Annotated in this window: 22 protein-coding genes and 1 pseudogene; 12 read left to right on the plus strand and 11 right to left on the minus strand. The window is 71.3% G+C overall.

Annotation, left to right across the window (positions count from 1 at the left end):
* Positions 1-7 precede the first annotated feature (7 nt).
* From OG289_RS31390 to OG289_RS31415, 6 genes are all read right to left on the minus strand, one after another.
* Entirely contained in the window at positions 8-619 is a 612-nt protein-coding gene (locus OG289_RS31390; RefSeq protein ID WP_327317409.1) for a Uma2 family endonuclease, read from the minus strand.
* A gap of 173 nt (positions 620-792) precedes the next feature.
* Positions 793-1,572, minus strand: a complete 780-nt coding sequence (locus OG289_RS31395) for a succinate dehydrogenase iron-sulfur subunit (protein WP_327317410.1) — start codon at positions 1,570-1,572, stop codon at positions 793-795.
* Positions 1,572-3,326 (minus strand): succinate dehydrogenase flavoprotein subunit, encoded by a 1,755-nt coding sequence (sdhA, locus tag OG289_RS31400; protein WP_327317411.1) that lies wholly within the window; start codon positions 3,324-3,326, stop codon positions 1,572-1,574. Before sdhA ends, OG289_RS31395 begins: the two co-directional genes overlap by 1 nt.
* 33 nt (positions 3,327-3,359) lie before the next feature.
* Positions 3,360-3,842 (minus strand): succinate dehydrogenase hydrophobic membrane anchor subunit, encoded by a 483-nt coding sequence (locus OG289_RS31405; RefSeq protein ID WP_079660229.1) that lies wholly within the window; start codon positions 3,840-3,842, stop codon positions 3,360-3,362.
* Positions 3,843-3,847: 5 nt separating this feature from the next.
* On the minus strand, positions 3,848-4,228 hold the full coding sequence (gene sdhC / locus OG289_RS31410; protein ID WP_078504082.1) for a succinate dehydrogenase, cytochrome b556 subunit: 381 nt from the start codon (positions 4,226-4,228) through the stop codon (positions 3,848-3,850).
* Positions 4,229-4,477: 249 nt separating this feature from the next.
* On the minus strand, positions 4,478-5,032 hold the full coding sequence (locus OG289_RS31415) for a 2-oxo-4-hydroxy-4-carboxy-5-ureidoimidazoline decarboxylase (protein WP_327317412.1): 555 nt from the start codon (positions 5,030-5,032) through the stop codon (positions 4,478-4,480).
* A gap of 108 nt (positions 5,033-5,140) precedes the next feature.
* Here OG289_RS31415 and OG289_RS31420 point away from each other — a divergent pair, with 108 nt between their 5' ends.
* Together OG289_RS31420 and OG289_RS31425 are read left to right on the plus strand one after the other, a co-directional pair.
* Complete coding sequence (locus OG289_RS31420; protein ID WP_442818982.1) at positions 5,141-6,916, plus strand: beta-N-acetylhexosaminidase; 1,776 nt, start codon at positions 5,141-5,143, stop codon at positions 6,914-6,916.
* A 129-nt stretch (positions 6,917-7,045) separates the two neighbouring features.
* Positions 7,046-7,603, plus strand: a complete 558-nt coding sequence (locus OG289_RS31425; protein WP_327317413.1) for a hypothetical protein — start codon at positions 7,046-7,048, stop codon at positions 7,601-7,603.
* A 44-nt stretch (positions 7,604-7,647) separates the two neighbouring features.
* Here OG289_RS31425 and OG289_RS31430 read toward each other — a convergent pair whose 3' ends face one another.
* Positions 7,648-8,136: a DUF1877 family protein gene (locus tag OG289_RS31430; RefSeq protein WP_327317414.1), complete on the minus strand. Its 489-nt coding sequence runs from the start codon at positions 8,134-8,136 to the stop codon at positions 7,648-7,650.
* Positions 8,137-8,318: 182 nt separating this feature from the next.
* Between OG289_RS31430 and OG289_RS31435 the strand changes: the two genes are divergently transcribed.
* The 7 genes and pseudogenes from OG289_RS31435 to OG289_RS31465 all read left to right on the plus strand — a co-directional run bounded on the left by OG289_RS31435 (position 8,319) and on the right by OG289_RS31465 (position 13,460).
* Positions 8,319-8,717, plus strand: coding sequence for a hypothetical protein (locus tag OG289_RS31435; RefSeq protein WP_327317415.1), 399 nt, complete (start codon positions 8,319-8,321; stop codon positions 8,715-8,717).
* Positions 8,718-8,864: 147 nt separating this feature from the next.
* Positions 8,865-9,095 (plus strand): annotated as a pseudogene (locus OG289_RS31440) (ATP-binding protein); the annotation flags it as partial.
* A gap of 151 nt (positions 9,096-9,246) precedes the next feature.
* The gene (locus tag OG289_RS31445; protein WP_327317416.1) at positions 9,247-9,681 is read left to right on the plus strand and encodes a hypothetical protein; all 435 of its coding nucleotides are present in this window, start codon (positions 9,247-9,249) and stop codon (positions 9,679-9,681) included.
* A 158-nt stretch (positions 9,682-9,839) separates the two neighbouring features.
* Positions 9,840-10,484, plus strand: coding sequence for an RNA polymerase sigma factor (locus OG289_RS31450; RefSeq protein WP_327317417.1), 645 nt, complete (start codon positions 9,840-9,842; stop codon positions 10,482-10,484).
* A gap of 105 nt (positions 10,485-10,589) precedes the next feature.
* Entirely contained in the window at positions 10,590-11,372 is a 783-nt protein-coding gene (locus OG289_RS31455; protein ID WP_327317418.1) for a hypothetical protein, read from the plus strand.
* 292 nt (positions 11,373-11,664) lie between these two features.
* A complete protein-coding gene (locus tag OG289_RS31460) occupies positions 11,665-12,324 on the plus strand; it encodes an RNA polymerase sigma factor (protein WP_327317419.1) in 660 nt (219 codons plus the stop codon).
* Positions 12,324-13,460, plus strand: a complete 1,137-nt coding sequence (locus OG289_RS31465; RefSeq protein WP_327317420.1) for a hypothetical protein — start codon at positions 12,324-12,326, stop codon at positions 13,458-13,460. Before OG289_RS31460 ends, OG289_RS31465 begins: the two co-directional genes overlap by 1 nt.
* 534 nt (positions 13,461-13,994) lie before the next feature.
* Here OG289_RS31465 and OG289_RS31470 read toward each other — a convergent pair.
* A complete protein-coding gene (locus OG289_RS31470) occupies positions 13,995-14,867 on the minus strand; it encodes a L,D-transpeptidase family protein (protein WP_442818983.1) in 873 nt (290 codons plus the stop codon).
* A gap of 184 nt (positions 14,868-15,051) precedes the next feature.
* On the opposite strand from OG289_RS31470, the gene OG289_RS31475 reads away from it, so the two are divergent.
* Complete coding sequence (locus OG289_RS31475; protein ID WP_327317421.1) at positions 15,052-16,632, plus strand: acyl-CoA mutase large subunit family protein; 1,581 nt, start codon at positions 15,052-15,054, stop codon at positions 16,630-16,632.
* Positions 16,633-16,724: 92 nt separating this feature from the next.
* Positions 16,725-17,306 carry a Uma2 family endonuclease gene (locus OG289_RS31480; protein WP_327317422.1) on the plus strand — a complete coding sequence of 194 codons (582 nt, stop codon included), beginning with the start codon at positions 16,725-16,727 and terminating at the stop codon, positions 17,304-17,306.
* Here the strand turns inward: OG289_RS31480 and OG289_RS31485 are convergent.
* Positions 17,303-18,637 carry an FAD-dependent monooxygenase gene (locus tag OG289_RS31485; protein WP_327317423.1) on the minus strand — a complete coding sequence of 445 codons (1,335 nt, stop codon included), beginning with the start codon at positions 18,635-18,637 and terminating at the stop codon, positions 17,303-17,305. The genes OG289_RS31480 and OG289_RS31485 overlap by 4 nt on opposite strands.
* 76 nt (positions 18,638-18,713) lie before the next feature.
* Here OG289_RS31485 and OG289_RS31490 point away from each other — a divergent pair, with 76 nt between their 5' ends.
* Positions 18,714-19,406 carry a TetR/AcrR family transcriptional regulator gene (locus tag OG289_RS31490; RefSeq protein WP_327317424.1) on the plus strand — a complete coding sequence of 231 codons (693 nt, stop codon included), beginning with the start codon at positions 18,714-18,716 and terminating at the stop codon, positions 19,404-19,406.
* Here OG289_RS31490 and OG289_RS31495 read toward each other — a convergent pair.
* A complete protein-coding gene (locus tag OG289_RS31495) occupies positions 19,292-20,542 on the minus strand; it encodes a DUF1906 domain-containing protein (RefSeq protein WP_327317425.1) in 1,251 nt (416 codons plus the stop codon). The genes OG289_RS31490 and OG289_RS31495 overlap by 115 nt on opposite strands.
* Before the next feature lie 98 nt (positions 20,543-20,640).
* Positions 20,641-21,537: a class I SAM-dependent methyltransferase gene (locus OG289_RS31500; RefSeq protein ID WP_327317426.1), complete on the minus strand. Its 897-nt coding sequence runs from the start codon at positions 21,535-21,537 to the stop codon at positions 20,641-20,643.
* Positions 21,538-21,569 lie beyond the last annotated feature (32 nt).

Consider the following 21,569-nt stretch of genomic DNA (forward strand, 5'->3'; position numbering starts at 1 on the left):
GCCCGGCTCACTCGCTCGCCTTCGACCGGCCGACCGCGAGGATCTCGGCCACATCGAGGGTGACCTTCGCGCCGAGCGAGTCCGGGAGTGTGACCAACTCGCCGGGTGCGTAGGGACGGTGGTTCTCGTACTTGACCTCGTTGGGGTCGGTGAGCACGTGCAGACGTTGGTGTTTGCGGTCGACGATGACGTAGACCGGGACCTTGGCCTCGGCGTAGGCGGCGACCTTGGTGCGTAGGTCCGTCCGGTAGTTGCTGGAGGTGACCTCCAGGACGAGACGGAAGCAGATGGGCTCGTAGGCGTTGTTCTCGACGCAGTGGTCCCTGTAGTCGGCGTCGACCAGGGAGAGATCGGGGATCGCGTAGTCCTCGACGCCGGAGGGCAGCCAGAGACCGATGCCCTGGATCAGCCTTGATTCCACACCGTGCAGTCCGGCTGCCATGAAGGGTGCCATGAGGTCGGTCAGGACATCGCCGTGCGGGCCGTCCGGGGGCGGGGACGCGAGGATCTGGCCTCCGATGATCTCGACGCGGTAGCCCGGGTTGCGCTCCATGAGTCGGATGGCTTCCGAGGTGAGCGGACGATCGCCGTGAGGCCGCTCGACGGCTGCAGCGGACATCAGGTGCCTCCCGTGGGCCGGTGTCGAGACCATCATCGTAGGCACGGCACCACCTCGGTGTCCCTCTTGATCACGTTCACCCGATGGTGGCGCCGGAACGCCCGAGGGCCCCGCCCCCGGCCACAAGCCGGGAAACGGGGCCCACGAAGACGTACGACGTACCGAAGACCGAGTCAGAAGCGGCGGGTGATCAGGGCCTTCTTGACCTCGGCGATCGCCTTCGTGACCTCGATGCCGCGCGGGCAGGCGTCCGTGCAGTTGAACGTGGTGCGGCAGCGCCAGACGCCGTCCTTGTCGTTCAGGATCTCCAGGCGCTGCTCGCCCGCCTCGTCACGCGAGTCGAAGATGAAGCGGTGGGCGTTCACGATGGCGGCCGGGCCGAAGTACTGGCCGTCGTTCCAGAAGACCGGGCACGAGGACGTGCAGGCGGCGCAGAGGATGCACTTCGTGGTGTCGTCGAAGCGCTCGCGGTCCTCCGCCGTCTGGAGGCGTTCCCGCGTGGGCTCGTTCGTGTCCTTCGTGATGAGGAAGGGCATGACGTCCCGGTACGCCTGGAAGAACGGCTCCATGTCGACGACCAGGTCCTTCAGGACCGTCAGGCCCTTGATGGGCTCGACCGTGATCGGCTTCGCGGGGTCGAGGTCCTTGATCAGCGTCTTGCACGCGAGGCGGTTCTTGCCGTTGATCCGCATCGCGTCCGAACCGCAGATGCCGTGGGCGCAGGAGCGGCGGAAGGTCAGGGTGCCGTCCTGGTCCCACTTGATCTTGTGGAGGGCGTCGAGGACACGCTCCTTCGGGTCGATCTCCAGCTGGAAGTCTTCCCAGACCGCCTCCGCCGAGACCTCGGAGTTGAAGCGGCGGATGCGGAACGTGGCCGTGATGTACGGCGAGTCGGCGAAGCCGGGCTCGGGCGTGCCGGCCGCGTCCGCCTTGTCCAGAGTCGGGGTTGCCATCAGTACTTACGCTCCATCGGCTGGTAGCGGGTCTGGACGACCGGCTTGTAGTCGAGACGGACGGTCTCGGTGCCGTCGTCGCCCACCTCGCGGTACGCCATGGTGTGGCGCATGAAGTTGACGTCGTCGCGGTTGGGGTAGTCCTCGCGGTAGTGACCGCCGCGGGACTCCTTGCGGGCGAGGGCGGAGACCGCCATGACCTCGGCCAGGTCGAGCAGGTTGCCCAGCTCGATGGCCTCCAGCAGGTCGGTGTTGAACCGCTTGCCCTTGTCCTGGATCGAGACGTTGCGGTAGCGCTCGCGGAGTTCCGCGATCTTCTCCACGGCCGTCTTGATCGTCTGCTCCGTGCGGAACACCATGACGTTCGCGTCCATGGTCTCCTGGAGCTCACGGCGCAGGACCGACACGCGCTCGGTGCCCGTCGACGCCCGCAGCTGCTCCACCTGGGAGACGACCAGCTCCGCCGGGTTCTCCGGCAGTTCGACGAAGTCCGCCTTCTGGGAGTACTCGGCGGCGGCGATGCCCGCCCGCTTGCCGAACACGTTGATGTCCAGCAGCGAGTTCGTGCCGAGGCGGTTCGCGCCGTGCACCGAGACGCAGGCGACCTCGCCGGCCGCGTACAGGCCCGGGACGACCGTGGTGTTGTCCGACAGGACCTCACCCTCGACGTTCGTCGGGATGCCGCCCATGGCGTAGTGCGCGGTGGGCTGGATCGGGATCGGGTCCGTGTACGGCTCGATGCCCAGGTAGGTGCGCGCGAACTCGGTGATGTCCGGGAGCTTGGCGTCCAGCTGCTCCGGCGGGAGGTGCGTCAGGTCCAGGTAGACGTGGTCGCCCTCGGGGCCGCAGCCGCGGCCTTCCCGGATCTCCGTGTAGATGGAGCGGGAGACGACGTCACGCGAGGCGAGGTCCTTCATGACCGGCGCGTACTTCTCCATGAAGCGCTCGCCGTCCTTGTTGCGGAGGATGCCGCCCTCACCGCGGGCGCCCTCCGTCAGCAGGATGCCCATGCGCCAGATGCCGGTCGGGTGGAACTGGAAGAACTCCATGTCCTCCAGCGGCAGCCCGCGACGGTAGACGGCGGCCTGGCCGTCACCGGTCAGCGTGTGCGCGTTCGACGTCACCTTGAAGAACTTGCCGCAGCCGCCGGACGCGTAGATCACGGCCTTCGCCTGGAAGACGTGGATCTCGCCGGTCGCGAGCTCGTACGCCACGACACCGGCCGACTTCTTGACGCCGTCGACCTCGGTGATCAGCTGGTCGAGGACGTAGAACTCGTTGAAGAACTCCACGCCCTCCTTCACGCAGTTCTGGTACAGCGTCTGGAGGATCATGTGGCCCGTGCGGTCCGCCGCGTAGCAGGACCGGCGGACCGGGGCCTCGCCGTGGTTACGGCTGTGACCGCCGAAGCGACGCTGGTCGATCGTGCCGTTGGGCGTCCGGTTGAACGGCAGGCCCATCTTCTCCAGGTCGAGGACGGAGTCGATGGCCTCCTTCGCCAGGATCTCGGCGGCGTCCTGGTCGACCAGGTAGTCACCGCCCTTGATCGTGTCGAAGGTGTGCCACTCCCAGTTGTCCTCCTCCACGTTGGCCAGCGCGGCGGCCATGCCGCCCTGCGCGGCGCCCGTGTGGGAGCGGGTGGGGTAGAGCTTGGTCAGCACGGCGGTGCGGCTGCGCTTCGTCGACTCGATCGCGGCGCGCATACCGGCGCCGCCGGCGCCGACGATGACTGTGTCGTACTTGTGGATCTTCATGAGTGGTTCTCTCAGTCCCTCGGTCCCGTGCGCCTAGCGGATGTTCGGGTCGAAGGTGAAGATCACCAGCGTGCCCAGCAGGATGGTGAACACCGTGGCGGTGTAGAGCAGGCCCTTCAGCCACAGCCGGGTGTTCGCGCGCTCCGCGTAGTCGTTGATGACCGTACGCAGGCCGTTGGCCCCGTGCAGCATCGCGAGCCACAGCATCAGCAGGTCCCAGACCTGCCAGAACGGGGAGGCCCAGCGGCCGGCCACGAAGGCGAAGCCGATCTTCGAGACGCCGCCGTCCAGCACCAGCTGGATCAGCAGGTGGCCCAGGACCAGCACGACCAGCACGACACCCGACAGGCGCATGAACAGCCAGGCGGCCATCTCGAAGTTGCCCCGGGTGGACTTCGGGGTCTTCTTCGTGCGCTTGCGCGGGGCCTCGATCAGGGGCGCCGGGTTGTCCACGTTGTAGATCGAGCCGCCCTCTACGGGGCCGATCCCGGCAGCGGTGGTTTCAGTGGTGGCCATCGGTGTCAGCTCCCGAACAGTTCACGAGCGGCGTGCCCGAGGACGGGGTAGATGGCCCCGAGCATCAGCACGAGCCACAGGCCCACGACGCTCCAGAGCATCTGCTTCTGGTAGCGCGGGCCCTTCGACCAGAAGTCGACGGCGATGACGCGCAGACCGTTGAGCGCGTGGAAGAGGATGGCGGCGACGAGGCCGTACTCCAGCAGCGCGACGATCGGGGTCTTGTAGGTGGCTACGACCTTGTCGTAGTCCTCGGGGGAGACACGCACGAGCGCGGTGTCCAGCACGTGAACGAACAGGAAGAAGAAGATGAGGACGCCGGTGACTCGATGAGCCACCCAGGACCACATTCCTTCCCGGCCGCGGTACAGCGTTCCAGCCGGCACGGAAGAACCCTCCGGGAGCGGGGATTGGGGCCTGCCGGCTTCGGTGTCGGACGGGCCCGGCCGGGTACGGTCCACCGGCCCCCAGCATCGTAGCCAGCCGCTGGCGCTGGGCTTACAGCGGGCCTACCGCTGTGATCAAACTGGCACGCGTATGGGTGAGCGACGGCGGCATCTGGGGTGGGGTGTCCTGTTATCTGCCGGGTGCGACGCCGTTTGGGCTGGTCGCGCCCCACGGCGGAGTCGCAGATGTCACAGCCCCGCGTCCCTGAGTACGTCAGTCAGCCGCTGCCTTGCCAGTCGTCGCAGTTCCTCTGCCGCTATCACCCGTTCGTCTTCCGGATCGTTTGTCAATCGTGACCGGATGGCTTCCAGGGCGCGGTCCAGGGACTCGGCCGCGGGGACGGCGTCCAGGCAGATGACGAACACGTGTCCGAATCTTGCCTCGTATGCCGCGTGTGCCGCGCTCAACGCCATGTGGGCCGCGCCGTACGCGTCCTCCGGGAGGGGCGGGAGGGTCTCACCGGCCAGGGCCTCCGCCAGGTCGCCCGGGGTCAGGTCGTACGCGGCCTCGTCCGACGCGGCCAGCAGGGCGTCGAGGGTCGGGTAGGGGCGGTGATCGGCGAGGCGGCGGGCCCAGCGGAGGCTGCGCAGGCAGGTGAGGAGGGCGTGGTGGGCCTCTTCGGCCGGGGCGGTGTTGAAGCCGTCCAGCAGGGGTGCGGGTGAGGTCCGGGTCTGCGCCGGTATGGCGAGGCGGCCGGAGAGGTGGGAAAGACGGTGCGCAGGCAGCGTGGATCCTCGCGTCACGTGTGGTGTGGCAGGGGATGCAGTGAAGGATGTGTCGTCACGTTATCGAGAGCGGTCAGTACGTGTCCGACGGATGCCCGAATTTCACTCGAACGAGAGAGTTTCGGAATGTGTCGTAGACACCATCGCGCGGATTTCGGCGCGCCGCGGGCGGGCGAGGGTCGTACGGTTGGCGGAGTGAGCAGGCACAGTCATCGGCGCCGCGCGCCACGCAGGAAACCGCACCGTACGTCGCAGCGCACCCCGCAGCAGAAGGTGGTGCTGCGGGCGCTGACGGCGGGCGGGCTGGTCGCCGCGCTCGGTGCCGGACTGGGGCTGTGGGCCTCGTCGGGCGACGGTGCCGGGACGCCCGCCGGGTCGGCCACCTCCCAGCAGGCCGCCGCCGGGACCTCCTCGGGGACCTCCGCCGGTGACGCCGCCGCCGCACCGGCCGTGAGCCCGAAGCCCAGCCGCTCCTACGCCCTCTCCACCACCCCCCGCACCATCCCCGCCGTCCGCGCCCACACCGCGGCGCGCGGGCCGGGGTGGCGTCCGGCGGCCGGGCACCGGGTGGTGGTGAGCGACGCCGACCTCGCCGACGAGGGGCGGCTGGTCGCCGGTGAGCTGGGGCTGACGTACGCCGGGGAGAAGGACGACGTCCGCGCCGGGGACCTGCGGCTGGCGCTGAACGACGACGAGGGCGCGAACCCGGAGTCGTACTCCATGACGGTGCGCGGCGGGCGGGTCACCATCAGCGGGCCCTCCGACAGCGGGGTGTTCTACGGCACCCGCACCCTCAAGCAGGAGGTGCACGGCGGCGGGACGGCGTCGGAGGGCGTCGTCCGCGACCAGCCGGCCAAGCCACAGCGCGGGTTCACGCTGGACATCGCGCGCAAGTACTTCAGCCCCGCCTGGATCGAGGACCGGGTGCGTGAGCTCGGCGATCTGAAGTTCAACCAGCTCGGGCTGCACTTCTCCGACGACCAGGCCTTCCGGATCGAGTCCGACACCCACCCGGAGATCGTCGCCCAGCGGCACCTCACCAAGGCCGAGGTGAAGAAGATCGTCGACCTCGCGGCGAGCCGGCACATCACCGTCGTGCCCGAGATCGACTCGCCGGGGCATCTGGGCGCCGTCCTCGCCGCCCACCCCGAGCTGCAGCTGCGCAACGCGAGCGGGGTGGCGACCCGCGGGGCGATCGACATCTCCAAGGACGACTCCGCGAGCCTCCTCGACGACCTGCTGGACGAGTACGCCGACGTCTTCCCCGGCGGCTACTGGCACCTCGGCGGCGACGAGTACCAGGCCCTGACGCGTTCGAACCCGGCGGCCTCCTACCCGCAGCTCGCCTCCGCCGCGGCGGCCCGGTACGGCTCCGGCGCGGGCGTCGCCGACCTCGCCACCGGCTGGCTGAACGACCGCGCCGACACGGTCCGCGCCCACGACCGCACCATGCGGGTGTGGAACGACGGCTTCTTCCGGGGGACGACGGTCAAGCCGGCCTCCGACCTCGTGGTCGCGTACTGGACGGGCAAGGAGATCGGGGCACGGAAGCCGGTGGAGTATCTGAGCGCGGGGCGCAAGGTGCTCAACTACAACGACGAGTACCTGTACTACGTCCTCGGGGAGCCGCAGACCTTCGTCTACCCGACCGGGCAGCGCATCTACGAGCAGTGGACCCCGCGCGTCCTGCGCGGTAAGACGCCGGTGGCCGCGAAGTACGACGCCCAGATCCTCGGCGGCTCCCTCTCGGTCTGGTGCGACCTCGCCAACTCGCAGACGCAGGCGCAGGTCGCGGCAGGGATCCGGATGCCGCTGCGGGCGACCTCCCAGAAGCTGTGGGACGCCAGGACGCCGGCGCTGACCTGGACGCAGTTCAGGGCACTTGCGGACCGGCTGGGCTGAATCCCGGGCAGTGTGGTGACCGCTCGCCGGGTTGGCTGAAATGCCCTCCTGTGACACTCCTGGCACGTCGCACGCAGTAAGGGGAAGTGCGGGCTCCGTAAGGTAGGCGCCCTGGCGAGGGAGGCGTGGATGAGCCTGGTGGAACTGATCGCTCAGGCCGACGAACGCGGACTGGCTGCCAGCGGGTTGGCCTGTTTGGATCGGTGCGTGCCTCTGCTCGGGGGTGACGACGAGATCCTGCGGCCGCTGTGGGGCAACCTCACGGAGGCCTCCGACGCCGCCGACTGGGGAGAGCTCCTGGACCAGGCGCGCGGCAAGCTGGAGTCCGGTGACGGGGAGGACGGTGACGAGGCCGTGCTCCTGGTCCGCCGGATGCTGGCCGCCGCCCCGGCCGACCGTTGCGCCGCCGAGGTGCGGCTCTGGGCCGACGCCTGCTCCGTCGCCTCCCTCCAGATACACCGCCTCCTCGACCCGGCCGAGGACGCCTCCCCGGTCGACTCCCGCCGCGAGGGCCGTACGGAGGGCATGTCGCCGCTCGTCGCCGCGGAACTGCGCCGCCAGGTCACTGTCCTGGAAATCCTCGCCGGCCACGGCGCGGCTGGTTTGCGCCGGGCGCTGGAGGTGTCCACGGAGGGGCGCCGGGTGCTGCGCGCGGTGGTGTCACGGCGGGCCCGTGGACGTAGGTGAGCATCTGACGCGGGTGAGGACCGGACCGCGAGTGAGGGCCCGGCTCATGGCACCAGCCATTTGACGACCGCGTCCCGGTGTCGCGCGGTCGCGGTGTAGAAGGCCGTCAGTTCCCGGTGCGCCGAGGCGAAGGCGGCCCGCGTGCGGGTTTCCTCGGCCGCGCCGCCGTAGCGGGGCAGGAGTTCGGCACGGGCCGGCCGCCACAGGTCGTCGAAGTCGCTCTCCGTCAGGAACGTGGCGACCCGCGCCGCCTGGGCCACGGTCAGCACCACGAACGGCGGCTCCTTCGAACCGGCCGGGTACACCCGCTCGCCGCCGAGCACCACATGGGCGTCGGTGTAGAGCAACTGATGGTCGCCGTAGCGGCCGTCCAGGGTCTGCGCGAGGTGCCGGTTCATCCGGTTCCGCACGACGTCCTTGTCATCGCCGTCATGGTCGTTGCCATTGTCATCGTCGAACAGCTTCCGCAGCCAGGTCGCGCTGTTGCGCAGTGCCGAAGGCGGTACGGCGCGGAGCCGGAGGTACGCGCTCATCACTCAAGGAGCGTGCGGGAGCACGGAAGTATCACTTCTGTGCCCGAGGTGCGGCGGAGGCGGGTCGGTCCTGCGCGGGTCTCGGGGAGGGCCCGGTTCCGAGTGACGGATCATGGCCGGGCGTCGCTCTTCAGTATGTGACGTGGACGACTCGAGCGACTTCGGAGACCCCGGAGACCCAGGTGGCTCAGCAGGCGCGACAGCCGGCAGCCCGACCCTCCGCCGCGGCCAAACCGGTGCGGTGGGCGGCGGAGGCGGTGGCCGCCGTGCGCGAGGGTGTGCGCCCGCACCTCGACTTCTCCGCGCAGAGCCTGTGGCGTGTCGACCGGCTGATCGAGGAGCTGCGCCGCGAGGACACGCCGCACCCGGCCGCGGAGGACACGCTGCGCGGGCTCGGGGCGTACGCCGGTGAGGTGATCGTCCGGCAGGCGGGCGCCGAGTGGTGGACGGCCGGCGGCGACCACTGGGTCCGCACCCCCGACGGACGTCTTTGGGAGCCCCTCGACGAGGCCCACCGCTGCTTCGGCGGCCACGGCTCCCTGCGACTGCTGTGCAGGGACGCGATGCGGGGGCGGCGGTAGCGGGGAGTGGGAGACTCCGCCCGGCTGCCCAGTCGTCCGGGTTCGAGGTCTGCTTCAGGGCCTCGGGGAAGTTCACGCCGAGCATTGCTGCTGCCTCGCGGGCGCTGAACCCTGCCGTCTCGCGGAGTCTGCGCAGCTCGACCGCAGACGCGGCCTGCGGCCCTGCGGGCACGCCGGGCGGCGGGGGTGTTGCAGATCGGGGCGTGGGACGCGGATCCCGAGCCGCCCGAGCCGCCGGGGAGGTTCGTGGAGTTCGGGGACGCGGAGACGGGGCGGGGGCTTGCCATCGTGCGGGCCCGCCCGGATCTGTGGCACCGGCAGCCGATGTCCCGGTTCGGCGGCCGGGGCAAGATCGTGTGGTGCGAACTCGCCGCGGCTCAGGAGCGCGCCCGGACTTCGCCCCCCACCTCAATAGCGCTCGGTGTGACGAGTGACACCCCTGTGACCCGTGATGTTCGGGCGCCGGCATCCGCTGGGACAGCGGAGAGCCAATCCGGTTCTTGTGGAGTGAGTGGAGGGGTGGGGTCCGATGAGCAGCAGGGTGGATGCGTGGACGCCGGACGCGCAGGGGATGCGGGGGTGTGCCGCGGGGTTCGTCGCGCGGGTCACGGCTCGGCAGCGGCTGCCGCTGGACTACTCCGTCGCCAGTCTGCGGGTCGTCGATTTCCTCGTTGACGGCGTGCGCAAGGGCGGGGCCGACCGGGAGCGGGTGCACGACACGCTCGTCGGGCTCGGGGCGTATGTCGGTGAGGTGCTGGTGCGGCGGGCCGGCGGGGTGTGGGTGGATCTCGGCGCCGACCAGCGTGCCTGGTTCGGGCAGTCGGTCGGGGTGCGGATGGCGGACGGCCGGGTCTGGAACCCGCTCGGGAAGGTCGTCAACCGGTTCGAGACCGGGGGTGCGCAGGAGTCGCTGCGGACCTTCTATCTGACCCTCCACGGGCGCGCCCGGCGGGCGGCGGCCTGAGCATGGTGGCGCCCGCCGCATCCGGTGGCATGTCCATGCGCTGTGACACTTCTGTGCGGCCCGGCGCTGATGACCGTGGGGGCGTGGCCGCATCCGGACCGGGTGTCCGGCGGGGGAGTCGCGCGCCCGCAACGAACTCCGTACGAACGAGGACAGTCTTGGGCCAGGGAGGCGAACCCCGGCGCGCGCACGCGTACGACGGGGAACTGGGCGCGGCGGTTTCACGGGCCCAGGACGGCGACGAGACCGCGTTCGCCGTCGCGTACCGGATCGTGCAGCCCGGACTGCTCGGCTACCTGCGAGGGATAGTCGGCGACGACGCCGAGGACGTGGCCTCCGACGCCTGGCTGGAGATCGCCCGGGACCTGGGGAGGTTCCGCGGCGACGGGGCCGGGTTCCGGGGCTGGACCGCGACCATCGCCCGGCACCGGGCCCTCGACCACCTGCGTCGGCTGCGGGTCCGGCCACGCTCGGCGGTGCTGGAGCAGGACGCCGTCCTGGACCTGCCCGGACCGCACAGCACCCATGACCAGGCGCTGGAGTCCCTCTCCACCGCGCACGCCCTGGAGCTGGTCCGCGGGTTGCCGCAGGACCAGGCGGAGGCCGTGCTGCTGCGGGTGGTCGTAGGACTGGACGGTCCTGCCGCCGCCCGCGTTCTCGGCAAGCGGCCGGGCGCCGTGCGTACGGCCGCGCATCGGGGGTTGAAGCGGCTGGCCCGCCAGCTGGGCGTCGCGGACGCGAACGGTGAGACCGGCGAAGGTGTGACGGATGGCCGGCCCCGGACGCTGGGTGAGTCGACGTGAACGCCGACGACCGCGGACCGTATGGATCGGTGAAGGGTCGGTGGCGGACGCGGCTGCCTGGTCGGACGGTCCGATCGGGCGGATGGGACAGAGACGGGAACGGACATGGGTGAACGGCTGAACGACGGCGCGCGCCACGGCCGTCGGCGCGCGCGCCCTGACGACGCCGTCGTCGGCCCGCCGGGGCTGGAGGCGCTGCTCGCCCAGGCCCTGAGCGAGCCCGGCGACCGTCCCGACGCGGGCAGCGAGGGCGAGCTTCGGGCCATCGCCGCCTTCCGGGACGCCCGGGACGCGGGGGCGCACCAGGCCGTCCGCACCCGGCGCCGGGACGACTGGCGGCCCCGGGCCCGCCGGCACACCGCCCGCTCGCTGCGGGTCACGCTCTCCGCGCTGATCGGCGGCCTCGCGCTGGGCGGGGCCGCGTTCGCCGCGATCGGCTCCGGCGCTGACGGCGGCGACGGCGGTGCGGCGCGTCCGCAGCAGTCGGCCGCCGCGACCGCGGGCCCCTCCGGCGAGCACTCCGTCACCCCGTCCGCCACGGACGACGCCGATCGGAACCGTCCCGCGAACGCCGAGGACACCGAGGCGCACTGCCGTGCCTACGAGCAGGTCCATGGGCGGGGCAAGGCGATGGACGCCACCGCCTGGCAACGGCTCGTCACGGCGGCGGGCGGCGAGGAGAACGTCGCCGCGTACTGCGCGGCATTCGGTCAGAGCAAGGCGGAGGACGCCGACAGGACTCCGCAGGCGGACAAGAGTCCCAAGGCCGGGAACAGTCCCGATGCCGGGAAGACCGCGACGCCCGGTAACTCCGCGCAGCCCGAGAAGTCCGCGAAGGCCGAGAACTCGGCGAGGCCTGAGAACACCAGGGCCGCAGACGGCGGGTAACTCGTTGCCGCCAAAGCAACGGCCGGGGCCGCCACCCCCCACAGGAGAGGCCCCGGCCGTCGCGCGGCACGGGCCGCGCGGCGGCCCGTACTCCCTACAGCGCCACGAGTGCGTTTTCTGTCACACCCCGAGCACGCTCGCTCGCGTCACGAGTCAGTTGCATGTTCCACGGACGTGGACGTGCGGCGGTTTCAGGTCGTAACGTGCCTTTCGCGCCGGACGGCGAAGCGGCAGACCACCGCAACGACCTGCGGTCCACGAACCGCGAACCATCGACCGAGGAAACCACGACGTGGGGGACGACGCGGAGTTGACGGCCGCGGTGCTCGCGGCACAGAACGGGGACGAGACCGCGTTCCGGACTGTGTACCGCACGGTGCACCCGCGGCTGCTCGGGTACGTGCGCACACTCGTCGGCGACCTCGACGCCGAGGACGTCACCTCCGAGTCCTGGCTGCAGATCGCCCGTGACCTGGAGCGGTTCAGCGGGGACGCGGACCGTTTCCGTGGCTGGGCCGCCCGGATCGCCCGCAACCGCGCCCTGGACCACATACGCATGCGCGGACGGCGCCCCGCGATCGGCGGCGACGAGACCGAGCTGACCGGCCGGCCCGCCGAGTCCGACACCGCGGGCGAGGCCATCGAGGCGCTGGCCACCGGCCGCACCCTCGACCTCATCGCCCGGCTGCCGCAGGACCAGGCGGAGGCCGTCGTCCTGCGCGTCGTCATGGGCCTGGACGCCAAGACGGCCGCCGAGACGCTCGGCAAGCGGCCCGGCGCCGTACGTACGGCCGCGCACCGCGGCCTGAAGAAGCTCGCCGAACTGCTCGGCGAGGATCCGGAGAAGGCCGGCGCGCTCGACGCACTGCCGCCGCAGCGAGGCCCGCGCCGACGCGCGGTGACGTCCGCAGGTGTGACGCATGGGCGCACGCGGACGCAGAAGGACATGTGATGGCCGACAAGCAGGACAGGTGGCTCGACCGCGAAACGGCGGAGCGTCTGCTGCGCGGTGAGTCACTCGACCACGCTGTCGACGGCGCGGCCGGCGAACAGGCCGAACGGCTCGCGACGACGCTGGGCGCGCTGTCCGCGCTCGCCGCCGAGCCCCTGCCCGCCGACGAGGAACTTCCCGGCGAGGCCGCGGCCCTGGCCGCCTTCCGCAAGGCTCACGCGGACCGCACCGACCTCACGGCCCACCGGCCGGATCCCGCGGGCCGAGCCGAGCCCGCGGGCGGAGCCGAGCCTGCGGGCCGAGCCGACGTCGCAGACGCCGGGCTGGTCCGTATCGGAGACGGCCGGAGCCGGGAGGCGGCGGGGAGGCGTCCCCGGTGGAGCGGGTGGAGTGGGCCCGTGCGGATGGGGCTGGCCGCCGCGCTGGCCGTCGGGATGGTCGGCGGGGCCGCGGCGGTGACCGGCGTGCTGCCGACCCCGTTCGACGACGCGGAACCGGCGCGTCCCGCCGTCTCGGCGCCCGCGCTCCCCGACGGTCCGCTCGTCTCCCCCAAGCCGGACGCCATGGGCGGTGACGCGCCCTCGGCGACACCGGACAGCGGTACGGGGGACACCGGCAGCGAGGCCGGCGGGGGAGCCGGGAACGGCGGCGCGGGCGACGACACCACCGCCGCCCCCGACCTCCGCGGCACCTGGCCGACCGGCGTGACCTCGTCCTGCCGCGACCTGCGCACCGGCAAGATCCTGGACACCGAGCGCCGCCGGACCCTGGAGAAACTGGCGGGCGGCTCGAAGCGCGTGCCGAAGTACTGCGCGGGTGTCCTCGACGGCACCGGCAACTCCGGCGGCGACGGCCGCACCGGCACCGGCACCGGCAGCGGCAGCGGCAGCGGGAAAGGCCAGGGGGACCGCGGGAGTCAGGGCGGGCAGGCCGGACTGAGCGGACAGACCGGACAGGCCGGACCGAGCGGCTCGGACGGCACGTCAGACCGGGGCGGTGACACCGACGACGACGGTGACCACGACCGCGGCGGTGACGGCGGCGGCCATCACGGACGCCACGGCAGCACCTCCGGCGGAAGCGACGCAAGCGGCCGTCACGGCCACCGTCACCACGGCGCCGACGCGCCCTCCTAGCGCCCCGACGGGCGACGTTCGTCCCGTCGCCACGCCCGGCGCGCACGACGCCCGGCACGCTCCCCCACCGCCCCAAGGGCGTGGGAGGTGCCCCCACTCGCCGCACCGGCCGAAGACCCGGGTGCGTCCGGTACGAGGGCCTCCGGCCGGCACGCGGGGAGCACGCACCGGACGCGCTCCTCGACGGGCAGACGTTGCCTGCCGGGGCACTGGACGCACCCGGCCCTCGGAACCCGGCTCCGTTGCACCCCACGGGTACCGCCCCCTCGCACGGCTCGCGCACCTCTCGCGCCTCCCTCGCCTCCGTCTCATCCCTCTGACGGGCGGCAGTCGACCCCGCTCCGACCTGCGACTTCGTAGATCGCTGAAGTTTTTTCGCGGGGGGTGTGACGTTTTCGGCGGCCGGGGCGCAGTAACAAGTGAGCCGACTGGTCATCGGCCCTTGCACTGAGCCGGGGTTCCCCCCGTACCTTCGGCTCGTGCGCCTGGCGCGGGCGGGACACGTTCCCCCGGTCCCGCCCGCGCCCTCAGCTCCTACCAGGACACGACGACCTTGTCGCCGTTCCTCACCTGCGCGAAGAGATCCGCGATCGCCGCCTCGTCCCGGACGTTGACGCAGCCGTGCGAGGCGCCGGCGTAACCGCGGGCCGCGAAGTCGGCCGAGTAGTGCACCGCCTGCCCGCCGCTGAAGAACATCGCGTACGGCATCGGCGAGTGGTAGAGCGTGGACACATGGTTGCGGGACTTCCAGTAGACGTGGAAGACACCCTCCCGGGTGGGCGTGTACTGCGAGCCGAAGCGGACCGACACCGTCGACTCGGTCCGGCCGTCGATCATCCAGCGCAGGGTCCGGGTCGTCTTGTCGATGCACAGCACCCGCCCGGTCAGACACCGGGGATCGGGCGCGGCGGCCGGCTGACCGCCCATCAGATACAGGTCCCACTCGCCCGGTTCGCGCGTCATCCCCAGCAGCCGCTGCCAGGTGACGGTGTCCGTCCTCCCGGTGCTCGGCAGCCCGCGCTTGCCCTGGAAGCCCTTCACCGCCTGCTCGGTGCGGTCGTCGTACGTGCCCGTGGGACCGTCGTAGAGCCAGGCGACCTGCCGCAGCCGGGCCTGGAGCTCGCGGACCTCGCGCCCGGTGTCGCCGCGGGACCACAGGACGGCGGCGGGCGGGGCACTGGTGGCCGGGGCGCCGCTCGGCCTGTCGTCGGTGGTGGTCCTGGTCGGGGCGGACGCCGGGGCGGACGCCGAGGCCGGGGTGGTGGTCGTCGGGCCGACGTCGGCGGGGGCGGGTGAGCGCACCTTCCCGTCCGCGTCCGTCTCCGGGGTCTGCACGCTACAGCCGCCGCACACCGTCACCAGGGCCGCCGCGGCGGCCAGGACGGCGATCGATCTCCGCATCCGCATGCCTGGATGTTCCCCCCGGATGACGCCCTGCGAACGGACCGGCATTGTTGTGACCGGGACCGCAATCACTCTGTGAGGAAGCTCCCAGCGCGCTCCCCTCCACCGGGTGCGCGCGCGCCGATACAGTCCGTCGAAGGGTCGGACTGTACTGACGGGTAATTGCTCAGCGGGAGGCATCACACCAATGACGCGTGAGTCGGAGTCCGGACTGCCCATCGAGCCGGTGTACGGGCCTGAGGACCTGGCGGGCTGGGACCCGGCCGAGAAGCTGGGCGAGCCCGGCTCGTACCCGTTCACCCGGGGCGTCTACCCCTCGATGTACACCGGCCGCCCCTGGACCATGCGCCAGTACGCGGGCTTCGGCACGGCGGTGGAGTCCAACGCCCGCTACAAGCAGCTGATCGCCAACGGCACGATGGGCCTGTCGGTCGCCTTCGACCTGCCCACCCAGATGGGCCACGACTCCGACGCGCCGATCGCGTCCGGTGAGGTCGGCAAGGTCGGCGTCGCCATCGACTCGGTCGAGGACATGCGGGTGCTGTTCGGCGGGATCCCGCTGGACAAGGTCTCGACGTCGATGACGATCAACGCGCCGGCGGCCCTGCTGCTGCTCATGTACCAGCTCGTCGGCGAGGAGCAGGGCGTCAGCGCCGACCAGCTCACCGGCACGATCCAGAACGACGTGCTCAAGGAGTACATCGCGCGGGGAACGTACATCTTCCCGCCCAAGCCCTCCCTCCGGCTGATCGCCGACATCTTCAAGTACTGCAAGGCCGAGATCCCGAAGTGGAACACGATCTCGATCTCCGGCTACCACATGGCGGAGGCGGGCGCGTCCCCGGCGCAGGAGATCGCCTTCACCCTCGCGGACGGCATCGAGTACGTCCGTACGGCGGTGGCCGCGGGCATGGACGTCGACGACTTCGCGCCCCGGCTGTCCTTCTTCTTCGTGGCGAGGACGACGATCCTCGAAGAGGTCGCGAAGTTCCGCGCCGCGCGCCGGATCTGGGCGCGGGTGATGAAGGACGAGTTCGGCGCGAAGAACCCCAAGTCGCTGATGCTCCGCTTCCACACGCAGACGGCGGGCGTCCAGCTGACGGCCCAGCAGCCCGAGGTGAACCTGGTCCGGGTCGCCGTGCAGGGCCTCGCGGCGGTCCTCGGCGGCACCCAGTCCCTGCACACGAACTCCTTCGACGAGGCGATCGCGCTGCCCACGGACAAGAGCGCGCGCCTCGCCCTCCGTACGCAGCAGGTCCTGGCCTACGAGACGGACGTGACGGCGACCGTCGACCCCTTCGCCGGGTCGTACGTCGTCGAGAAGATGACCGACGACGTCGAGGCGGCGGCCGTCGAGCTCATGCGGAAGGTCGAGGACCTCGGCGGCGCGGTGTCGGCCATCGAGCACGGCTTCCAGAAGAGCGAGATCGAGCGCAGCGCGTACCGGATCGCCCAGGAGACCGACTCCGGCGAGCGGGTCGTCGTCGGCGTCAACCGCTACCAGCTCGACACGGAGGAGCCCTACGAGCCCCTGCGTGTCGACCCGGCCATCGAGGCCCAGCAGGCCGAACGCCTCGCCAAGCTGCGCGCGGAGCGCGACCAGCAGGCGGTGGACGCGGCCCTGGACGCCCTCAAGAAGGCGGCGGAGGGCGAGGACAACGTCCTCTACCCGATGAAGGACGCCCTGCGGGCCCGGGCGACGGTGGGCGAGGTCTGCAACGCGCTGCGGGGGGTTTGGGGGACGTACGTTCCTTCGGATGCCTTCTGAACCGGCCAATTCCTCCGAATGGGTGATCGAGGGCGGAAGCCACCCGTTCCCGGATACGCTCGTGAAGTGTGAGCCCTGAAAAGGAGGATGCCGTGGCTGTACTGCAACACGAGCTGACGTTGGGCGAAGCCGCCGACCTGCTCTCCCGTGCACTGCCTGGGCACCGCGTGGAGATTCTCCAGGGGAGGCTCACTGTGACACCGCCGCCGGACGGCTCGCATGCATTGTCGTTGACTTGGCTCGTCGAAGCATTCGGAGGGGCGGGGGCACGGAAGGCCGGGCTCAGGTACGTCCAAGGCATCGGCCTGTGGCTGCCGACCCTGGCCGACGACTACTCGATCCCCGACTTCTCCGTCGTCGACGAGGACTTCCGCGACGCCCTCGTCCAGAAGAACTGCTATGCCCCGAATGTCTTCCGCCTCGTCGTGGAAGTGACGTCCTCGAACTGGTCCGACGACCTCGGCCCCAAGGTCGAGTCCTACGCCGAGGCCGGAATTCCCGTCTATATCGTGGTCGACCGGAAGCACGACGAAGTGCTGCTCTACCAGAACCCGGTCGACGGAAAGTACGACGTGCCGCAGCGCTTCAAGCGTGGTCAGGACGTCCCCGTCCCCGAGTCCGTCGGCGTAACCCTCGACCTCGCCGTGGACACCCTCCTCGACGGTGACGACTAGGCACCCACTCGAGCCCTGTACTTCTCCGTGCCCTCCTCCGTCTCGCCCGCCCAGCCCACGTACCCGTCCGGGCGGACCAGGAACACCCCGTCCTCCAGCCTCAGCAGCGTCCACTCCGGGCCCCTGAGCCGGTCGAAGAGACGGACGCCGTCCACCGTCAGGTCGGGGACGCGGTCGCCGGCGCGCAGGGAACCGGGGGCCGGCCTGGTCTCCTCGGTCAGGGACGAGTCGCGGTAGTTCAGGCCCAGTTGGCGGGTCGTCGCGCCGCGCTTCGCCTGCGCGCGGTGGATCGCCGTCGAGAGGCCGAGGACGTGCGCTGCCACCGGGCGGCGCTCCTCCTCGTAGGTGTCCAGCAGTGTCTCCGGCGCCCGGCCCCCCAGTACCGCGCCCAGCTTCCAGCCCAGGTTGTAGGCGTCCTGGACGCTGGTGTTCAGGCCCTGGCCGCCGGCGGGGGAGTGGACGTGCGCCGCGTCCCCGGCGAGGAGGATCCGGCCGTCGCGGAAGCGGTCCGCCAGGGCCGCGCGGGGGCGGAAGTTCGAGGACCAGCGGACCTCGGTGACGTCCTCGGGCGCAAGGTGCGTGCGCTCGGCGAGCACCTTGCGGATGCCGGCCAGGGAGAGGTCGATGTCCGTGCCCTCCGGGAACTGGGCCACCAGCTGGAAGTCCTCCGTGCCCGCCAGCGGGCAGATCGCCACGAAGCCCGCGCCTTCCCCGCTCGGCGGGAAGACGTGCCACCAGTCACGGTCGAGACCCGTGATGCGTACGTCCGCCACCAGGAGCGGGTCCGGGTCGACCGTCTCGCCCGTCATGCCGATGCCGAGCGCGCGGCGGATCGCCGAACGGCCGCCGTCCGCGGCGACCGCGTACCGTGCGCGGACCGGCTCGCCGGAGGCGAAGTGTGCCGTCACGCCGTCCGGGTCCTGCTCGATCCGCACCAGCTCGCGGCCGAAGGCCACCGTCCCGCCCAGTTCCGCCAGACGCGCCCGCAGGATCTCCTGGTTGCGCCACTGCGGGACCATCCAGGGGGCGGTGAAGCGGGAGCCCTCCTCGCCGTCCTTCGCCGGGTCGAACATCCGGTGCTCGCCGGCCTGCCTGCCGTCCTGCCAGATCATGCCGACCGGGCTCGGGCCGCCGGCGGCGAGGATCTCGTCGAGGACGCCGAGGTCCTCGTACACCTCCATCGTGCGGGGCTGGAGGCCCTTGCCGCGTGAGCCGGGGGCGAGGCCCTCGCCCCGTTCCGCCACCAGCGCGTCCACCCCGCGTCGGGCCAGGTCGATGCCGAGGGCGAGGCCGGTGGGGCCCGCGCCGACGATCAGCACGTCCACGTCCATATCCGCGCAACTCTCCTTAACGCCGTTAAGTGCCGTCTCCCACGAGAGTGGCCTTAACGGCGTTAAGCTGTCAAGTGTGAGCACCGAACGACGCGCCCCCCTCGACCGCAAGCGGGTCGCGGACACCGCCCTGAAGCTCCTGAACGAGGTCGGCCTGGAGGGCCTGACCCTGCGCGCCATCGCCCGTGAGCTGGACGTCAAGGCGCCCGCCCTGTACTGGCACTTCAAGGACAAGCAGGCCCTGCTCGACGAGATGGCGACCGAGATGTACTGGCGGATGGTCGCCGGGACCGCCCTCGATCCCGGCGACAGCTGGCAGGAGCGGCTGCTGAAGTCCAACCGCGGACTGCGCGCCGCGCTGCTCGGCTACCGCGACGGCGCCAAGGTGTTCAGCGGCTCACGCTTCACCGGCCTGGTGCACGCCGAGCAGATGGAGGACGACCTGCGCCTGTTCACGGCCGCCGGCTTCAGCATCGCCCGGGCCGTCCGTGCGACGGGCACGACGTACCTCTACACGCTCGGTTTCGTCACCGAGGAACAGGGCGTCCAGCCCCTGCCCGGCGAGCGCCGTGAGGGGTACGACGTGGCGGAGCGGGCGCGCCTGATGGCCGACTTCCCGCTGTCGGCCCAGGCGGGCGCGGAGCTCTTCGAGGACTACGACCGCCACTTCGAGGAGGGCCTGGCGCTGGTGATCGCGGGCATCGAGGCGAGCCACGGAGTCGACGACGCGTCCGGTACGGGGTCCGCGGCGAGCCGGACGTCCAGGTAGTCCTGGTCGATGTTGATCGTGGTGCCGCCCCAGGTCTCGCGGCGGTTCCCGGAGTACTGGTGGATGCGCTGGTGGTCCGCCCAGAAGGGGCTGGGCACGCTCGGGTCCAGGGTGTCCGCGAGGCCGTTCCACAGACCGTTGTAGATGACGTCCGGCATGGTGCGCTCGCCGTAGTGGTCGACCAGGTCGCTGATGCCCGAACCGCTGCTGCTGTACCACCCGGAGCGGTAGCCCCGGGCGTGGAGCTCCTTCGTCCAGGCCTCCTCGAAGGCCAGCACCTTCGCGGTGTACGACGCGGAGTACGCCTCCATGTCGTAGTACAGGATCGCCCCGGGACCGAAGCCCAGCGCGGCGGCGTCGCCCGCCGCGTCCTCGGCCGCACTCGCCCCCTGGGCCGTGGGCGAGCTGATGCCGGAGGCCTGTGTGCCTACGTAGAGCGGTACGAACCGCCAGCCGTCGTCCGCCTGTTGCCGCACCCAGGAGGCCGTCAGGTTGGGCTGGCTGCAGGCGCGCTTCGAGCCGCCGATGTAGATGCCGACCGCGCTGTAGGGCGAGCTGTCCTGCCAGGTGCTCATGGCGCGGGAGGAAGGGGCGGTGCAGGTGTCGAAGCCCTTGCCCGAGTGGTAGGTGGCGCTCGCCGGCAGGGCGGGTGCGGCCTCGGGGGGCGCGGGCGACAACTCCTGGACGCGGGGGGCCGCCGCCGGGACCTCGGCGCCGGACAGGATGGTGCGGACGAGTTCGGGGTCGGTGTCGTAGGTGGCGGTGACGGTCAGTTTGTCGGCCCGGGCGCGGTACTGGCGCTTGGCCGGCTCGGCCACGGTGCCCTGCTCGGCGGCCGTGTTGCCGTCCGGCTCGACGAGCAGCGCCTCGGTACGCCCCACCGCGTGGCTGGGACAGTCCTGGTCCGCCCCGGGCCGGCCCAGGTACACCGCGTGTCGGTCGAACCGCACACAGGCGGCCGGGTTCTCGGCGAGGTCCACCACCTGCCAGGAGCCCGGCACGGTGAACCGGTGTCCGCGGTAGTCGACCTGCCGGGTCGGGGCCGGTGGGTCCGCCTGGGCGGGGGCGCCGGCGAGCGCGGTGAGGCCGAGGACCGGCAGCACGGGGACCGCGGCTTTTCTCCAACGTGATCGCATTCATGCATTTTGGTAATAAATCTCACGAATGCCCGGAGGGCGCGCCTGCCCTTCACCTGTGTGACGCGCCGCGTTCCGGGGGACGGCCGGGCCGCGTCCTAGGACGCGGCCCGCAAACGCCGTCGTACGGCTCGGGTGACGATCGGCGGCAGCAGGTCCGCGGCGAGCCGGCGGGCGCGGGAGGACCGGCGCACGGGTGCCGGGGCGGCAGGGCGCGGCGCGGGCTCCACGTAGTGCCGGGAGCGGGGGAAGGGCGGCGGCTTCATGCCCTGGGCGCGGGCACGGACCAGGCGGTGCCCGGCGGCCGACTGCACGCTCAGACCGCAGTCCTTGCGCTCCTCGAACAGGGCGATGAGCTCCTCCTGGAGGGGCTCGGGATCACCCCAGGTGCCGTACAGCTTCTGGGTGCTGAGGCAGACCGGGCGCAGTCCGCCGTTGAGCACCGCTTCCCACACGGCGACGGAGACGCCCGGCGTGTGCTCGGAGCGGAAGTCGTCGAGGACGACGATGCCGTCGGGCCGCAGGATCTCGCGCGCCGCTGAAATGTCGTCGCGGACGTGCTCGTACAGGTGTGAGGCGTCGATGTGGACGAAGCGGCAGGTGCCGGGGTCCACCTCGGTGGAGATGACGGAGCTCGGGGCCTCGATCACCCTCGGCAGGGTGTCGTGGAAGGAGAGATAGTTCCGCTCGAAGGCCTGCCGGGTCAGGGACGCGTACGACTTCGCCGTCTCGGCCCGGTTGGCCCCGTCCGGGGCCTCGCTCCCGAACAGGTCGCAGACGGTGAACCGCTCGCCGTCCCCGAGGTGCCGGCCCAGGAGGATCGCGCTCTTGCCCAGGTACGCGCCGAGTTCCAGCAGGTCGCCGCGTACCCCCTTCGCCTCCTGCCGGTCGAGGAACCAGGTGAACAGGACCTGGTCGAGGGGCGGGAACCAGCCCCGTACGTCCTCGAGCTCACCGGGGTGTGCGCAGGCCTGCGTCTGCTGTGTGTTCGCCATGAGACATGCTTGCTCGCTGCTCGCGCGGCCAA

This window comes from Streptomyces sp. NBC_01235 (assembly GCF_035989285.1).
GTDB lineage: Bacteria > Actinomycetota > Actinomycetes > Streptomycetales > Streptomycetaceae > Streptomyces.

What these genes read in the sequence shown, in the direction of transcription:
- OG289_RS31390 (WP_327317409.1), bottom strand. Translation starts at nt 619, where the DNA reads ATGTCCGCTGCAGCCGTCGAGCGGCCTCACGGCGATCGTCCGCTCACC.
- OG289_RS31395 (WP_327317410.1), bottom strand. Translation starts at nt 1,572, where the DNA reads ATGGCAACCCCGACTCTGGACAAGGCGGACGCGGCCGGCACGCCCGAG.
- sdhA (WP_327317411.1), bottom strand. Translation starts at nt 3,326, where the DNA reads ATGAAGATCCACAAGTACGACACAGTCATCGTCGGCGCCGGCGGCGCC.
- OG289_RS31405 (WP_079660229.1), bottom strand. Translation starts at nt 3,842, where the DNA reads ATGGCCACCACTGAAACCACCGCTGCCGGGATCGGCCCCGTAGAGGGC.
- OG289_RS31420 (WP_442818982.1), top strand. Translation starts at nt 5,141, where the DNA reads ATGTGTCGTAGACACCATCGCGCGGATTTCGGCGCGCCGCGGGCGGGC.
- OG289_RS31425 (WP_327317413.1), top strand. Translation starts at nt 7,046, where the DNA reads ATGAGCCTGGTGGAACTGATCGCTCAGGCCGACGAACGCGGACTGGCT.
- OG289_RS31430 (WP_327317414.1), bottom strand. Translation starts at nt 8,136, where the DNA reads ATGAGCGCGTACCTCCGGCTCCGCGCCGTACCGCCTTCGGCACTGCGC.
- OG289_RS31445 (WP_327317416.1), top strand. Translation starts at nt 9,247, where the DNA reads ATGAGCAGCAGGGTGGATGCGTGGACGCCGGACGCGCAGGGGATGCGG.
- OG289_RS31455 (WP_327317418.1), top strand. Translation starts at nt 10,590, where the DNA reads ATGGGTGAACGGCTGAACGACGGCGCGCGCCACGGCCGTCGGCGCGCG.
- OG289_RS31465 (WP_327317420.1), top strand. Translation starts at nt 12,324, where the DNA reads ATGGCCGACAAGCAGGACAGGTGGCTCGACCGCGAAACGGCGGAGCGT.
- OG289_RS31470 (WP_442818983.1), bottom strand. Translation starts at nt 14,867, where the DNA reads ATGCGGATGCGGAGATCGATCGCCGTCCTGGCCGCCGCGGCGGCCCTG.
- OG289_RS31475 (WP_327317421.1), top strand. Translation starts at nt 15,052, where the DNA reads ATGACGCGTGAGTCGGAGTCCGGACTGCCCATCGAGCCGGTGTACGGG.
- OG289_RS31485 (WP_327317423.1), bottom strand. Translation starts at nt 18,637, where the DNA reads ATGGACGTGGACGTGCTGATCGTCGGCGCGGGCCCCACCGGCCTCGCC.
- OG289_RS31495 (WP_327317425.1), bottom strand. Translation starts at nt 20,542, where the DNA reads ATGCGATCACGTTGGAGAAAAGCCGCGGTCCCCGTGCTGCCGGTCCTC.
- OG289_RS31500 (WP_327317426.1), bottom strand. Translation starts at nt 21,537, where the DNA reads ATGGCGAACACACAGCAGACGCAGGCCTGCGCACACCCCGGTGAGCTC.